The sequence below is a fragment of the Abiotrophia sp. HMSC24B09 genome, assembly GCF_001815865.1.
Classification (GTDB): Bacteria; Bacillota; Bacilli; order Lactobacillales; family Aerococcaceae; genus Abiotrophia.
On sequence record NZ_KV822187.1, the window covers coordinates 100,889 to 116,413 of the forward strand.

The following is a 15,525-nucleotide window of genomic DNA, read 5'->3' on the forward strand; positions in this document are numbered from 1 at the left end:
TCTTAATCAAGTAACTAAAACAAGGCATAGACCGAAGGCTAGGACGCCTGTCCTAGCCTTCTTGCTATCTTGCTGCTTACATTAAGTCTTTTACTTGTTGAATCCGTTCCTTGACGGTCTCTAATTGGCTGAGGTAGCCCTGACGCTTGTTGCGTTCTTCCGCCACAACATGTTCTGGCGCGCGTGAAACGAATTTCTCGTTAGACAATTTGCCATCAATACGTGCGACTTCTTTCTCTAACTTAGCTTGTTCGCCTTCCAGACGGGCTAACTCATCTTCTAGCTTAATCAAGCCCTTCAGTGGCATTAAAATCTCAGCGAAGCTCAAGACTTGGGTCACCACTTCTTCCGGATGCTCGGGTGCTTGGCTGATTAGCAGCTGCGCTGGGTTACAGAAGCGCTTGATGTAGGCTTGGTTAGCCTCTAAGAGGGCTTGGCCTGCTGCATCTTGGACCTTAATGTAGAGATCTACCGGCTTAGATAATGGCGTGTTCATCTCGTTACGGATGGTCCGCACGGCACGAATCAATTCCATTAATTGGGCCATTTGGGCCTCTACTTGGCTATCTTGATAAACCTCATTTACTCGTGGGTAGTCCGCTACTACGATGGACTTGTCTTGGCCACCAATTTGTTGCCAGATTTCTTCCGTCACAAATGGCATGATTGGGTGGAGCATACGAAGGAATTGATCTAAGACAAAGACCAAAATAGATTTGGTGGTTGTATTAGCGGCTTCCTTGTCTTGGAGTTGCTCCTTAGTCATTTCAATGTACCAGTCGCAGTAGTCATCCCAGATAAAGCTATAGAGAATACGGCCAGCTTCCCCGAACTCGAAGCGTTCGAAGAGACGGGTCACATCCGCAATAGTTGTTTGGAGACGGGCTAGAATCCAACGGTCTGCTAGGGTTAAGTCTTGGCCAATGGACAAGTTATCCAAGGTCAAGTCGCCCACGTTCATGAGCACATAACGGCTGGCATTCCAAATCTTGTTGATGAAGTTCCAAGCTGCATCCATCTTATCAGTCGAGAAGCGGACATCTTGGCCAGGTGCTGAACCATTGGCCAGGAACCAACGCAGGGAGTCTACCCCATACTGCTCGATGACATCCATTGGATCCACCCCGTTACCCAGGGACTTGGACATCTTGCGACCTTCCGCATCCCGAATCAAACCATGGATGAGGACATTTTGGAAAGGACGACGACCAGTGAATTCCAAACTTTGGAACATCATGCGGCTGACCCAGAAGGTCAGGATGTCATAGCCCGTTACCAAGGTGTTATTAGGGAAGTAGCGTTTGAAGTCAGCTGATTCTTCATCAGGCCAACCCATAGTTGAGAATGGCCAGAGGGCACTTGAGAACCAGGTATCTAAGACGTCTGGATCTTGGGTCCAGTTTTGGCTATCTGCAGGAGCTTCCATGCCCACATAAACCTCACCTGTCTCATTGTGGTACCAGGCTGGGATTTGGTGCCCCCACCAGAGTTGACGGGATACTACCCAGTCGTGAATGTTTTCCATCCAACGAATGTAGGCATCGTTAAAGCGCGGTGGGTAGAAGTTAACGGTATTCTCCCCTTGAGCCTTCTGAGCGGCAATGGCTTGCTCAGCCAAAGGCCCCATGCGGACGAACCATTGAGTCGACAGACGAGGTTCTACCACGACACCAGTCCGTTCAGAGTGACCCACAGAGTGTAAGTGTTGTTCAATCTTGATTAAGAGGCCAGCAGCGTCTAAGTCCGCTACAACCGCCTTACGTGCAGCAAAGCGATCCATACCTTGGTACTTGCCTGCTAATTCGTTCATGGTGGCATCATCATTCATGACATTGATACGTGGCAAGTCATGACGGTTCCCCACTTCAAAGTCGTTAGGGTCGTGAGCTGGCGTAATTTTAACTACCCCAGTCCCAAAGTCTTGCTCAACATATTCATCAGCAATCACTGGAATTTCGCGGTTAACTAATGGCAAGATAACCTTCTTGCCAATCAAGGCTTGATAACGTTCATCATCTGGATGGACTGCTACGGCTGTATCCCCTAAGAGGGTTTCAGGACGGGTAGTCGCCACTTCTAAGTAACCAGAACCGTCTGCCAAAGGATACTTCATGTGGTAGAAGGCACCCTCTACATCCTTATGGATGACTTCGATATCAGATAAGGAAGTCTTAGCTGCTGGGTCCCAGTTAATGATGTATTCGCCACGATAGAGCAAGTCCTTCTCATAGAGGGTTACGAAAACCTTCTTAACAGCTTCTGACAAGCCATCATCCAGAGTAAAGCGTTCGCGGCTGTAGTCGACAGAAATCCCCATCTTAGCCCATTGTTGGCGAATGTGGCCAGCGTATTCTTCCTTCCAAGCCCAGGTTTGTTCCAGGAATTTCTCCCGGCCTAGGTCATAACGAGACAGGCCTTGGCCACGTAATTTTTCTTCGACCTTGGCTTGGGTGGCAATGCCGGCATGGTCCATACCAGGCAACCAGAGAGTGTCAAAGCCTTGCATCCGTTTCTGACGGATAATCATATCTTGCAAGGTAACGTCCCAGGCATGGCCCAGGTGGAGTTTACCGGTTACGTTTGGTGGTGGAATGACAATGGAATATGGCTCTGCTTCTGGGTCTTCCGATGGCTTAAAGACGCCACGTTCTAACCACTCTTCGTATTTCCCGGCTTCAATGGCCTGGGGATTATACTTGGTTGATAGTTCTTTGGTCATAAGAATCCTCCTGATGGTTGATGATAGGTTTACTTTGATTGATGAAGTCTCAGGGGCAAAATAAAAATCGCCCTAGTCAGCACAAGGCTGCCTAGGGCGAGCTAAGTCGCGGTACCACCTAAGTTTTATCACTCGTCTGTTGCTATCGGAGTGTCTCCTCCGTCAGGGACTACTGGACAGCGGGCTGTCGTTGGCACCTGATACTCTGAGCTACTTGGTTCATCCTGTGGAAGCTTTCAGCCTGAGGCTTCCTCTCTGGATTAGGCGGTTGAACCCCTTCTCTTCATCGTCTCTTATGTGAATACACTAAGTGTAGCAGAAAAGTTGGGTCATGACAAGCTATTCATTAATCGAGACAAGGCGAACTTTCATAATATCCGGATTGGTGGATAATTCTTCGATTAATTGGACGTGGGTAAGGTCCTTAGGCAAATGAATGGTAAAGGTATTGCGGTAAATCTTCTTGCCGTCTACATTGGTCACATCGAATTGAACATCGGTTAGCTCAATGTGATGAGTCTTGAAGAAATCGGCAAAGAATTCCTTGGTAGCTACGCGATGGACATAATGGATTTCGAGACGCTTAACATCCGGGATACGGACAATAAAGCGAATGACCGTTAGGGAGAAAATAACCCCTAAGAAGGTCAAACCAGCAATTTCATAGTAGCCCATACCTAGCGCTATCCCCAGCGCCGCTGTCGTCCAGAGGGAAGCAGCCGTAGTCAAGCCGGCTACCCTTTGCTTGGTGACCACAATGGTCCCGGCACCTAAGAAACCAATCCCGCTGACAATAGGTGCCAGCAAACGCACTTGGTCCACTTCAATTTCTGGGAAACCGTGCATTTTTTGATAGAAGACAGCCGATTGAATCATGGAAATGGCAGTGGCCCCGATACAAACTAAAATATGGGTACGCAGACCAGCCGGCCGGTTCTTACGTTGGCGGTCATAGCCGATGACCCCAGCGAAGAGAATGGCCAGACAGAGTCTAACTAAAATAACATAAGCTGACATGAGCTCTTCCTTTCTCACTTTAGGTAACAGTTCATTATAGCCCATCAGGCCCAAAAATGCGAGTTAAATGCCACTGGAGTGCTATAAACTGCCCATAGAAAAAGGACTGGTCACCCAGCCCTCTTTTCCTATAAGCCCCGCTTGCGGCGGAAGGCTGTAATCTTGTTCACTGCCCGATCCAATTCAATCTTAGCCTTAATAAAGGCCTTGTTATCCTTGTTGGCAATGGCTTCTTGCATATTAATCTCGGCTTCTTGTTGTTCCACACTTACTTGAGCTTCATCGATGTCTCGTCCTCGGATAGCGTAGTTAGAGATAATCTCCACCTCATTGTTACGCATTTCCAAGACGCCACCATTAATAGCGATAAAGTCATCAGTCAGGCCTTCATGTACCCGGACCACCTTGACAACGCTAAGCTCTAGCGGTGCCAAAATTGGCGTATGGTTAGGTAGAACGGTGAGGCCACCATCTACTGCCCGAACACTGCAGGACAGGGCTTGGTGATCATAGATGACCCCTTGAGGCGAGTAAATGCGTACCCGCATGGTATGCTGGTCCTTTGAATTGGCCATAGTGGTCACCTTCTTAATCTAAGCCTGCTGGTAAGTCAACGCCCATCTTACGTGCCTTCTCAATGGCTTGGCTAATTGGCCCCACATTACGGAAGGCTTCTTCAGGTAAGGCATCGTACTTACCGTCCACAATCCCTTCAAAGCCATGAAGGGTTTCTTCAATTGGCACGAAGGAACCAGGAATCCCGGTAAAGGCTTCGGCTACGTGGAAGTTTTGTGATAGGAAGAATTGGAGACGACGAGCACGTTTGACCACGATTTTCTCTTCGTCGGATAATTCTTCAATCCCCAGAATAGCAATAATATCTTGCAATTCACGGTAGCGTTGTAGAATCTTCTGTACCTTAAGCGCAATGCTATAGTGGCGTTGGCCGACAATTTCTTCTGCTAAGGCACTTGAAGTGGAAGCCAGTGGATCCACCGCTGGGTAGATCCCTTGCTCGGTCAAGCGACGTTCCAAGTTGGTAGTTGCATCCAAGTGGGCAAAAGTTGTGGCCGGCGCCGGGTCAGTATAGTCATCGGCAGGCACATAGACAGCCTGGATGGAGGTAATGGACCCATTCTTAGTTGAGGTAATCCGTTCTTGCATGGCCCCCATTTCAGAAGCCAAGGTTGGTTGATAACCCACGGCAGAAGGCATACGACCTAGTAAGGCAGAGACTTCTGAACCCGCTTGGGTGAAACGGAAGATGTTGTCAATGAAGAGCAGCACGTCTTGTTTGAGCTCATCACGGAAGTACTCGGCCATGGTTAAACCAGTTAAGACAACCCGCATTCGGGCACCAGGTGGCTCGTTCATTTGGCCGAAGACCATGGCGGTCTTCTTGTTAACCCCGGATTCACGCATTTCGAAAACTAAGTCGTTCCCTTCACGCGTCCGTTCGCCGACCCCAGTGAAGACCGAAATCCCCCCTAATTGTTCGGCAATGTTATGAATTAATTCTTGAATGAGGACCGTCTTCCCTACCCCGGCACCACCGAAGAGACCAATCTTACCCCCTTTGATATAAGGAGCTAAGAGGTCGATGACCTTAATCCCGGTCTCAAGAATGGTATAACTAGAACTTAATTCTTCAAAAGTTGGTGCTGGACGGTGAATCCCTCGCACCTCATGGTCACCATCAAGGCGACCCATATCATCAATTGGTTGGCCTAAGACGTTGAAGACCCGGCCTAGGGTTACTTCCCCTACCGGCACTTCAATCAAGCGGTCTGTATCCAGTACGGCTAGCCCACGCTGGAGCCCGTCGGTAGATTCCATGGCGATGGTCCGCACCACCCCATCCCCTAAGTCCAAAGCGACTTCCAGGGTAATGGATTGGGACAGGTCTACATCTGACAAGTCCATTGCTTCACTGACGGGTTGACGGGTGACCACCAAGGCATGGTGGATATCAGGCACCCCATTTTCAACCGGAAAAGCCACATCGACAACTGGGCCGATGACTTGCTCAATTCGTCCAATCCGCATGGTCTAATCCTCCTTCTTCTTATTATCATTGAGGGCATTAGCCCCATTGATAATCTCTAAAATTTCATTGGTTACTCGTAATTGACGTTCTTGGTTAAATTGTTGTTTCAAGGCGTCAATCATCTCATTGGCTGCGTCCGTCGCACTGCGCATGGCGTTCATACGACTGCCGTGTTCAGCCGTCTTGGCATCGACAATGGCCCCGTAAATCTGACTCTCCGCAAACTGTGGCAGGAGCACGTCCAGCAAGGCCCCTTGAGAGGGCTCTACTAGATAGTCAACATTGGCCATATCATCCTCGTCCTCATCTAAGACATCTAAATCAGTCAAAGGCAAGACTTGGTCAGCCCGGAATTGGGAACTAACAGCGTTAATATGGTGATTGTAGCAGACATAGAGGGCATCGAAGGCCTGCTCCTTGAAGAGCTTGACCGCCCGCTTGACGATGGCTTGCACCTCACCGAAGGTTGGTCGGTCCGAAATGTCATGCATTTCCTTGGCTACATAGTAGCCGTTCTCCCGACAAAACTTGGCGATAGGCTCGCCAATGGCCAAGACAACAATCTCACTCTTGTCGGCATGGTCTTCTTCAAACATCTGTTGGACCGCCTTGATTATGGAGGAGTTGTAGCTCCCCGCCAAACCGCGGTCTGAGGAAATAATCAGATAGCCGGTCTTCTTAACGGGACGCTCTAAGAGCATATCGTGAAAGTCGATATAGTTGAGCCCGTCTTGACGAATAGGCACCCCATCGTCTAAGAGCTCCAACTGCGACTTGGCCACATGGGAGACCATCTTGCGTACTTTCTCGGCATAGAGGAAGTAATCCTTGGCGTCTTGGGCCATCTTATTATACTTGGCAGCCGACACCATCCGCATGGCATTGGTGATTTGGGCAGTCTTTTTAGTGGACTCAATCCGCTTTTTAATTTCATTTAAAGCCATTTATGTCCGCCCCTCCTCAGGCTTAGTCAGCGACCAAAGGCCGCGCACTCAGTGGTTGGAAGCGTTGGCCGAATTCAGCCAAGATGCTATCCATGAGTTGTTGATCTGGTAGAACCTTCTTGGTCACAATCTCATGCAAGATGACATCGTAATTATCCCGGAAGAAGGTCATGAGTTGGTCTTGATAGTCTTCAATCATTTCCAGTGGTACAGAATCCATATAACCATGAATCAAGGCATAGAGGATGACCACTTGTTCTTCAACTGGTAAGGTCTTGTGCAGCTTCTGCTTGAGCACCGCTACGGTCCGTTTCCCACGGTTGAGCTTGTGTTGCGTCGCCGCATCTAGGTCTGAACCGAACTGAGTGAAGGCTTCTAATTCACGGTAGCTAGCCAAGTCAATCCGCAAGGTCCCAGAGACCTGTTTCATAGGCTTAAGTTGGGCTGCCCCCCCTACCCGGGAAACTGACAGACCGGCGTTGATGGCTGGTCGAATGCCCGAGAAGAAGAGATCACTTTCCAAGAAGATTTGACCGTCGGTAATGGAAATGACATTGGTTGGAATGTAGGCGGAGATGTCACCAGCCTGGGTTTCCACGATTGGCAGTGAGGTCAAGGACCCACCACCTAAGGCGTCACTGAGTTTGGCACTACGCTCTAAGAGGCGTGAATGCAAGTAGAAGACGTCCCCTGGATAAGCTTCACGACCTGGTGGGCGCTTGAGCAGGAGGGACATTTCACGATAGGCCGCAGCCTGCTTTGATAGGTCATCGTAGACCACCAAGACGTGCTGACCATTATACATGAATTCTTCCCCGATGGCGGTCCCTGAATAAGGCGCTAGGTAAAGTAAAGGCGCAGGTTGTGAGGCAGAAGCTGTCACGACGACAGTATAGTCCATGGCCCCATATTGTTCTAAGGTGTTGACCAGGTTCTTAACGGTGGATTCCTTCTGACCAATGGCCACGTAGATACAGATAACATCCTTCCCCTTTTGGTTGATAATGGCATCAACCGCTAAGGAAGTCTTCCCTGTCTTACGGTCCCCGATAATCAGTTCCCGTTGACCACGACCAATTGGTACTAAGGCGTCAACTGCCTTAATCCCTGTTTGCATTGGTTCATTCACACTCTGGCGGTCCATGATACCAGGCGCAGGTGTCTCAACTGGACGGGTCCGGTTGCTGTCAATCCGACCTAAGCCATCCAATGGACGACCCAGCGGGTCCACAACACGCCCCAATAAGCCAGGACCTACTGGGACTTCCATGATTTTACCCAGACGGCGGACTAAGTCACCCTCGTGGATATTCTCGTACTTACCGAAAATGATAATCCCAACATCATTGGATTCTAGGTTTTGCACCATGCCGATAGAGCCATTGGCGAACTCGACCATCTCACCTGACATGACATTCTCTAGCCCAATAACACGGGCAATCCCGTCACCGATAAAGGTGACCGTCCCGATTTCTTCTAAATTGTCTTGCGATCTAAAGCGGCGGATTTGTTGACGTAAACGATCTTCTAAACGCTCTGTCATCTACGATTCATCTCCTTGTAACCAGCCTTTTTCTAAGAAGGCACGTATTTCTCTTAATTTCTTCTGCCCTGTCACTTCATAGTAGAAGGTCTCTGACTGTAGACGCACCCCAGTAATCAAGCTAGGGTCGACCACTGTCGTAATGCGACGCAGAGGTTTCTTAGTAATTTCCATGAATTTACGGGTCATCTTTTCCTTCTCATCTTCAGTCAAAGGCACGGCACTGGTAATCATCAAGGTCTCAGAACGGACTTGGCGGCGACGTTCATCATGGTTTTCATAACCACTTGAAATTTGCGCCATGAGCTTGTCTAAGAGACGGTCCTCATACTGGGTCCGGTTCTCGTCCCGAACCTGATCCGTATCAGACGACTCCCCTGCTTGATTACTAGCCGCAGCCTGGGCGACCTCACCATGATAGGTTTCCAGGTATTCTTGTTGCATCTTGCGCAACAATTTATCTTCGAAGGTTTTCTCCCGCTTCTTCTTAGCCTCTTCCATATCAGCAATTTGAGGACGCTTGAGAGAGACAGAGGCTTGCTTTACTTCTTCTGTCATGATATATCATCCATTCCTTCAATAAAGTCGTCCACTAAACGGTGATAGTCTTCTGGTTTGATTTCCCGTTGGATAATCTTCTCAGCAATCTCAATGGAGATGTCAGTCAATTCTGCCCGTAAGTCACTTAACATACGGCGACGTTCCAAGGCAATATCCTTCTGAGCGGTCTCCTTCATGCGGATAACCTCTTCTTTGGCTTCCTTGAGCATGGTGTCTTGAACTTGCAGGCTTTGTTTCTTAGCTTGCAAGATAATTTGAGTTGCTTCCGCCCGTGCGTCACGCAAAGCTAATTGCGCGTCACGGTTGGCGTCTTGGGCAGCTGCCTTTTCAGAAGCAGCTGTCTGAATGTCGTGGTCAATGACCTGTTTGCGCTCTGACAAAATCTTAGTCAGCGGGCCCCAGGCAAAGTGTTTCACGATGAGAAGCAAAATCACGAAGGCCACCAAGGTAACAATGGTATGGCCCAACGAGGTATTGATACTTGTATTTAATAACAGCGTGTTCATATATAGCCTCCCGAATTTGACCTTCAAGTGTCAGCTGGCTTATTTGAAGGCGAAAAGTAATGCGATAACGACCGCAATGATTGGCACGGCTTCAATCAGACCGACACCCAAGAACATGGTCATCCGTAATTTACCTTCCAATTCTGGTTGGCGAGCGATTGATTCGATGGTCTTAGAAATAACCATCCCGTTCCCGATTGATGCCCCTAATGCAGCGAAGGCAACAGCGATTGCAGCAGCGATTGCGTAATCCATAATATATCTCCTTTAATCAATAAATATAGTCAGTTTATTCGTGTTCCGTCTCAACCTTATGGGACATGTAAACCATGGTTAAGGTGACGAAGATGTAGGCTTGAATGGAACCTACAAAGAGTGAGAATCCTTGCCAAATAATTTGGATCAGAATCCCAACAGGCCAAGTGACTAGACCGGCAGAGGTTGCCAAGTTAGCAATCAAGCCCAGTAGGACTTCACCCGCGAAGATGTTCCCGTAGAGCCGTAAGGCCAGGGTAATCGTGTTGGTGAACTCTTCAATGATTTTCAACGGAATCATGGCCTTCATTGGCTTGGTATAGCCGTTAATCAGATAACCCTTGAAACCTTGTTTCTCAACCCCAATATAGTGGGAGAGCAGAATCATTAAGGCTGCCATGGACAAGCAGACAATTGGGTCAGCCGTCGGGCTACGCCAATAGGAATGTTCGCCATAGTTAAGCATGAATGGTAAGCCTAACATGTTAGCCACGAAAACAAACAATAACAATGTCAGCCCAAGTAGCTGGTACATTTGGGCATTGGGATCCGTAATGGCCCCACCCACGATACCGCGGACAAAGTCGATGATGGTTTCTAGGAACAATTGCGGTTTACCCGGTTGGTCAACCGACAGTTTACGCGTACACCAAACGCACAAGCCCCATATCAGGAGCACTGTCGCAATGGTCGCCAGCACTGTATTCCAACTGAAGGCTAAGCCAAAGAGTTCAAATATGCGTGATTCTTCCACACGTCTTCCCTTCTTTCCTCCATTGTATTTTTTGTGCGTTCGTAAGAGATTGACTACAATTCCATAGAAAAGCACACATTATTACTCTACTATATCACTTTCAAATCTGCTTGACAATTCAAGTGACCGCTTCCAAAGAACGAATTTTAGTCTTTGATTTTTTTATAAAATATTTGTTTGTTTAACATTTCGATACTAGGTGTCTCAATGCTTGATATAAGGACCCTAAGCCCCATAAAAAGACACTAAAAATACATTTGCTCCCAGGGACTCTTATCTATAGTTTTTTCTTATAGATAGAGGCTGCTACTAGCCTAAGTAGCAAGCAAAAAAGGCGAACTCACCAGGGAGTCGCCCTCTTGGCTTCTAAGCCGCCTAGCTCAAGTGCTAATCGACCTATAAGTATTGTGCTAGAATGGCTTCTAACTTAGCTTGGTCATGGTAGCCGATGAGTTTTTCAACGGGCTGACCATCTTTCTTAACCAAGAGTGTTGGAATAGACATAATGCCAAACTCTTGGGCTACTTTTTGTTCTTCATCTACGTTCATCTTGAAGAATTCTACTTGACCGTCATATTTTTCGCTGAGCGCATCGATAACTGGCCCTTGCATACGACAAGGCCCACACCATGGTGCCCAAAAGTCAACAACGGTTACGCCTTCTGCAGTTGAAGTTAAAAATTCAGCATCTGTTAAATGTTTTGCCATAATACAGACTCCCCTTTTGCTTGTGATACTCCTATTGTATCACTGGACTGTGAGGACGCCTATTTTTTTGCTCACTACTTGAAATATACGATGGTTGAACCATTACCACCTGCATTGGCTGGCGAATATTCGAAGCGGTCAACCTGAGGGTGTTTGGCTAGGACTTCCTTGACCCCCTGTCTCAGCGCCCCGGTTCCCTTACCATGAATAATGGTGACCATAGGATGGTTAGACAGTAGCGCCGCATCCAGGTATTGGCGCAGACGATAGAGGGCTTGCTCATAGCGTTCGCCTCGCAGGTCCAAGCTAGTTTGCACCTTAGGTCCTGCTTGGCGGTGGACATTGACCTTGGTCTTGGTCTCCACTTGATTGAGCGGTTCTAGTTCTTCCTGCTCAAACTTCATCTTAAGAATCCCCATTTGGACAATATATTCCTTGCCCTTGACTTCAATAATAGTCCCGCGTTGGCCATAGCTTAAGACCTCCACATCGTCCCCTACTTTAAGTTGACGGTTGTTCTTGGCCTTCTTAAGGACTTTATTCTTCTTGAGATTTTCGGGTTGCTTGAGTTGCTCGAAGCCAGCTCGTTTCTCAATCAAGACATGCTCCTTGATGGTCTGATTCTGGCCTTGTTCTAACTGCAAGTCACGAATCTCTTGAATCAAGGCTTCGGCTTGGGCCTGAGCCTGGGCCACCTTGGCATTGGCTTCTTGCTTGGCCTTGTCTTGGAGGCGTTCCTTGGCTTCTAGCCAGCGATTGTATTCATGTCGCAAATCGGCATGTAGCTGTTGGGCATGTTCCAGCAAGTCTTGGGCTGCTTCATGGTCCAACTCAGCCTGACGCCGCTCTTCTTCCAGCTTAGCCACCATGTCGTTGAGGGCCTGACTGTCTTCCTTAATCCCTTGACGGGCTTCTTCCAAAATACTTGGATCTAAACCCAAACGCCCTGAAATATCAAAGGCGTTGGACCGGCCCGGCACCCCTAGCAAGAGACGATAGGTTGGCGACAGGGTCTGGGCATCGAATTCCATACTGGCATTGAGGGTATTGGCTGTCTCATGGGCATAGAGCTTGAGCTCAGGATAGTGGGTGGTTGCCATGACTAGGGTTCCGATTTTACGCAAATGGTTGAGGATGGCCATGGCCAGGAGGGCCCCTTCTTGAGGGTCCGTCCCGGAACCTAACTCGTCAAAGAGGACCAAGGACCGGTCGGTCACCTGATTCAAGATGCTGACAATATTGGTCATGTGGGAACTAAAGGTGGACAGGTTCTGTTCAATGGACTGCTCATCCCCGATATCGGCATAGACGGCATCGAAAATGCCCAGGCGGCTCCCCTCCTCAGCCGGGATATGGAGACCCGACTGGCCCATCAACTGTAAGAGACCCAGCGTCTTAAGCAAAATGGTCTTCCCACCTGTGTTAGGTCCGGTAATAATCAGGGCTTGATAGTGCTCACCCAAAATAATGTCGTTGGGCACAATCTTATCTGCTGCAATCAGGGGATGACGGGCTTGGTAAATGGCCACGATTTGCTGATCGGAGAATTTTGGTCGAGTGGCCTCTAGGGACTTGGCATAGTGGGCACGGGCTTGGATATAGTCCAGGTGAGCCACAACCCACTCGTTGCGCTTGAGTTCTTCTTGATAAGGCATGAGGGCCTCAGACAGAGCCATTAAAATCCGTTCAATTTCTTGGCGTTCGGCTCGTTGCAATTCAGCTCGCTTGTTGTTAAGCTCCATGACAGACTGGGGCTCAATATAGAGTGTCTGGCCCGTTGAAGACTGGTCGTGGACTGTCCCGCCAAATTGATGCTTGTACTCGGCCTTGACCGGCAAAACATAACGGTCATTCCGCATAGTGACCAAAGCATCAGACAATTGGCTGGCCTTGGACTTAAGCAGTTGGTTGAGTTGCAGGCGGATTTGCTGCTCCATCTGGCCTTGTTGGCGACGGATGCTGGCCAAGAGAACCGAAGCCGATGAGAGGACCGAGCCATCTTCGTCAATGGCTTGGGCCAGTTCTGCTTCAATTTCTGGCAAGGTCACCACTTGGTAGACCCAGGCCGTAAGGGCTGGATAGGTCTTCTCTTCGGCTGCCAACTGATCGAAGAACTTCATGAGTTGGTGGATGGTCGATAGGAGCTTGGCAATACCGGCCAGTTCCTGGCCATTAAGGCTGGCGCCTAATTCCAAGCGTTTAAGCGCCATATCGATATTGACTAGGCGTGGAATCGGTAATACTTTTCCTTGCATCAAAATACCGAGCGCTTGCTCGGTTTCTGACTGCCATGTTTGAATGATATCCAGCTGGTCGCTAGGCGCCATGGCTTGAACCAGGCGCTCAGCCGACTCGGTCTGGAGATAGTGTTGCACGGCTTGTTTGATTTTACCGAATTCCAAGGTGCTAAAAATCTTCTGATCAGTCACCTTGAATTCCTCCTTTTATGTTAACGGTTGTTGTGATTATTTGGATTGGCCTGGAGCCAGAGGCGGTTGGCCATATCAGATAAGACAGGTGTCTGAGACACGACCCGATAAGCAATCGGGTTATTAACAAATTGTTGTTGAATGCCTTCTAGCGGTACCAAGGATAAGGTAAAGAGCGAGAAGAAAATCCAGATATAGGCGATGAGGACACTAATCAGCCCGCCCCCGATGTGGTTAGCCCATTTGAAAACTTCATAGAAGGCTAGCTTACGGAAGAAGAGACTAATAAACTCGGTCACTAACCAACCTACCACCACAATGGCAATATAGGCCACGACCCGATAGAAGGCCTGGTCGATGACGAAGCTAGTGGCTTGGTCATAGAAGGTCATCTGGGTATTCTGTTGAACCGATGGGAAAGGAATAAAGTTAGAGATAAAACGTGCCAATGGTTGATAGTGGCGATTGGCGATGGTCATAGCAATGACAAACCCAATCAGACGTACCACTTGCATGACTAGGCCACGGCGATAACCGCGGTAGAAGGCATACAAGAGAATCAAAAGCATGAGTAAGGTTAACATGAAGGAATTCCTCCTTAATTACATTCTGTATTACTTTCTGGTAAAGGGAACCTGAGGGCTGGCCTTCTTAGGCTCGGCTACTGGCGATTTAGGAGCCTGAGCTTGAGCGCTGCCCTTGGCTTGCAGGCTTTGGAGCTGAGCTTCCAATTCCGCAATACGCTGTTCCTTAACTAGTTGATCAGATAAGGCATTGACCGACATGAGGATGGCCCGATCGCGTGCCGACATGTCAGGGGCTAACTCAGCTAACTGTGCCAATTGGCTGTTAACTAATTCTACCACCTGATTGAGGTGAGTCGCTGAGCGATTTCCCACAATCGTATATTCGGTACCTTCAATTACGGCGCGGAAACGTCGTTTATTTTCCATGAACAGTCACTCCTTAGGTTGATTAACCTTAGTGTATCAAAAAATAAGTACAAAAGAAACTAAAAGCAATTCTGCCAATAAGTCTCTCTCACTGGGCAAAAGGGTCATGACAAGGACTGAGAAATTATGTATACTGATAAGCGTTGAAAACAAGGAGGAAGAGACCATGACGGCATTATGGAAAGGACGACTTTATACGATTTTGGGGGCAGCCTCTTGGGGCCTATCGGGAGTCTGCGGTCAGTACTTGATTCAGACAGCCCAAATTCCAGCTCGGATTGTCGTCTCAATCCGAATGTTACTAGCAGGTCTCATTATGACGACCTATCTCTTGGCCTGTCAGCGGCCCCAACTCAAAGCGCTAAGCCAAGATAAGCGCAGCCTAGTCCAGCTAGTCATCTTCGCTATCTTTGGCATTGTCCTCTGTCAGCTGACCTATCTGGAAGCCATTGGTGCCTCCAATGCCGGGACAGCCACTGTCCTTCAATATACTAGCCCTATTCTGGTCATTGCCTATGTCAGCCTCAAGACCCGCCAGGCTCCAACTGGCCAACTGCTGGCTGCTATTGCTTTGGCCATTCTGGGGACGGCCCTGATTGCTACTCATGGCGACATCACCAGCCTGAGCCTAACACCGGCTGGCCTAAGTTGGGGCTTAGTGGCTGCTGTCGGCTACGCCCTCTACACGGTCTTGCCAGCTGACCTCTTACAGCGTCATAATGCCACTCTGGTGACCGGCTTGGGCTTACTACTAGGCGGTGCTAGCCTCTTCCTGGTTAACCAGACCTGGACCTACCCAATTGACTGGCAGCCTCTGACAATTCTTGCCATGGCAGGCTTAGTAGTGGTCGGCACCCTCTTGGCCTACACCCTCTTCCTTAAGGGGGTAGCCTTGGTGGGGCCTATGGAAGCCTCTCTCCTAGGGGCTTCAGAGCCCATTTCAGCCGTCTTCTTCGCCTTCTTATTGATGAGCGAGCACTTCTACTTGATTGATTTATTGGGCATGGTCCTAATTATCGCGGCCGTTGTCTGGGTTTCCCTGCATCCCAAGGCGGCGCCCCATCCGGTTAATAACTAATAGATAAAAGC

At 48.8% G+C, this 15,525-nt stretch carries 15 protein-coding genes; 1 reads left to right on the forward strand and 14 read right to left on the reverse strand.

Annotated features, from left to right (window positions below; genetic code table 11):
• Window positions 1-76 precede the first annotated feature (76 nt).
• The 14 genes from HMPREF3093_RS00440 to zapA form a co-directional block, all read right to left on the reverse strand.
• Window positions 77-2,719: a valine--tRNA ligase gene (locus HMPREF3093_RS00440; protein ID WP_070755095.1), complete on the reverse strand. Its 2,643-nt coding sequence runs from the start codon at window positions 2,717-2,719 to the stop codon at window positions 77-79.
• Between the two features lie 339 nt (window positions 2,720-3,058).
• Window positions 3,059-3,736 carry an MgtC/SapB family protein gene (locus HMPREF3093_RS00445; protein WP_083316214.1) on the reverse strand — a complete coding sequence of 226 codons (678 nt, stop codon included), beginning with the start codon at window positions 3,734-3,736 and terminating at the stop codon, window positions 3,059-3,061.
• 128 nt (window positions 3,737-3,864) lie between these two features.
• The gene (atpC, locus tag HMPREF3093_RS00450) at window positions 3,865-4,311 is read right to left on the reverse strand and encodes an ATP synthase F1 subunit epsilon (RefSeq protein WP_070755097.1); all 447 of its coding nucleotides are present in this window, start codon (window positions 4,309-4,311) and stop codon (window positions 3,865-3,867) included.
• 13 nt (window positions 4,312-4,324) lie between these two features.
• Window positions 4,325-5,782, reverse strand: a complete 1,458-nt coding sequence (gene atpD, locus HMPREF3093_RS00455) for a F0F1 ATP synthase subunit beta (protein ID WP_070755098.1) — start codon at window positions 5,780-5,782, stop codon at window positions 4,325-4,327.
• A gap of 3 nt (window positions 5,783-5,785) precedes the next feature.
• The gene (atpG, locus tag HMPREF3093_RS00460) at window positions 5,786-6,727 is read right to left on the reverse strand and encodes an ATP synthase F1 subunit gamma (protein WP_023391928.1); all 942 of its coding nucleotides are present in this window, start codon (window positions 6,725-6,727) and stop codon (window positions 5,786-5,788) included.
• A gap of 22 nt (window positions 6,728-6,749) precedes the next feature.
• Window positions 6,750-8,270 carry a F0F1 ATP synthase subunit alpha gene (gene atpA / locus HMPREF3093_RS00465; RefSeq protein WP_023391927.1) on the reverse strand — a complete coding sequence of 507 codons (1,521 nt, stop codon included), beginning with the start codon at window positions 8,268-8,270 and terminating at the stop codon, window positions 6,750-6,752.
• A complete protein-coding gene (locus HMPREF3093_RS00470) occupies window positions 8,271-8,828 on the reverse strand; it encodes a F0F1 ATP synthase subunit delta (RefSeq protein WP_070755099.1) in 558 nt (185 codons plus the stop codon).
• The gene (atpF, locus tag HMPREF3093_RS00475; RefSeq protein ID WP_070755100.1) at window positions 8,825-9,337 is read right to left on the reverse strand and encodes a F0F1 ATP synthase subunit B; all 513 of its coding nucleotides are present in this window, start codon (window positions 9,335-9,337) and stop codon (window positions 8,825-8,827) included. Before atpF ends, HMPREF3093_RS00470 begins: the two co-directional genes overlap by 4 nt.
• A 39-nt stretch (window positions 9,338-9,376) precedes the next feature.
• Window positions 9,377-9,592, reverse strand: coding sequence for a F0F1 ATP synthase subunit C (gene atpE / locus HMPREF3093_RS00480; protein ID WP_023391924.1), 216 nt, complete (start codon window positions 9,590-9,592; stop codon window positions 9,377-9,379).
• Between the two features lie 34 nt (window positions 9,593-9,626).
• A complete protein-coding gene (gene atpB / locus HMPREF3093_RS00485) occupies window positions 9,627-10,346 on the reverse strand; it encodes a F0F1 ATP synthase subunit A (protein WP_070755101.1) in 720 nt (239 codons plus the stop codon).
• A gap of 396 nt (window positions 10,347-10,742) precedes the next feature.
• A complete protein-coding gene (gene trxA, locus HMPREF3093_RS00490) occupies window positions 10,743-11,054 on the reverse strand; it encodes a thioredoxin (RefSeq protein WP_023391922.1) in 312 nt (103 codons plus the stop codon).
• A gap of 74 nt (window positions 11,055-11,128) precedes the next feature.
• Window positions 11,129-13,483, reverse strand: a complete 2,355-nt coding sequence (locus HMPREF3093_RS00495; RefSeq protein WP_070755102.1) for an endonuclease MutS2 — start codon at window positions 13,481-13,483, stop codon at window positions 11,129-11,131.
• 20 nt (window positions 13,484-13,503) lie between these two features.
• Window positions 13,504-14,067 (reverse strand): CvpA family protein, encoded by a 564-nt coding sequence (locus HMPREF3093_RS00500; RefSeq protein WP_070755103.1) that lies wholly within the window; start codon window positions 14,065-14,067, stop codon window positions 13,504-13,506.
• Between the two features lie 30 nt (window positions 14,068-14,097).
• Entirely contained in the window at window positions 14,098-14,436 is a 339-nt protein-coding gene (gene zapA, locus HMPREF3093_RS00505) for a cell division protein ZapA (protein ID WP_023391919.1), read from the reverse strand.
• A gap of 166 nt (window positions 14,437-14,602) precedes the next feature.
• Here zapA and HMPREF3093_RS00510 point away from each other — a divergent pair, with 166 nt between their 5' ends.
• Window positions 14,603-15,514 carry a DMT family transporter gene (locus tag HMPREF3093_RS00510; protein ID WP_070755104.1) on the forward strand — a complete coding sequence of 304 codons (912 nt, stop codon included), beginning with the start codon at window positions 14,603-14,605 and terminating at the stop codon, window positions 15,512-15,514.
• Window positions 15,515-15,525: the final 11 nt, after the last annotated feature.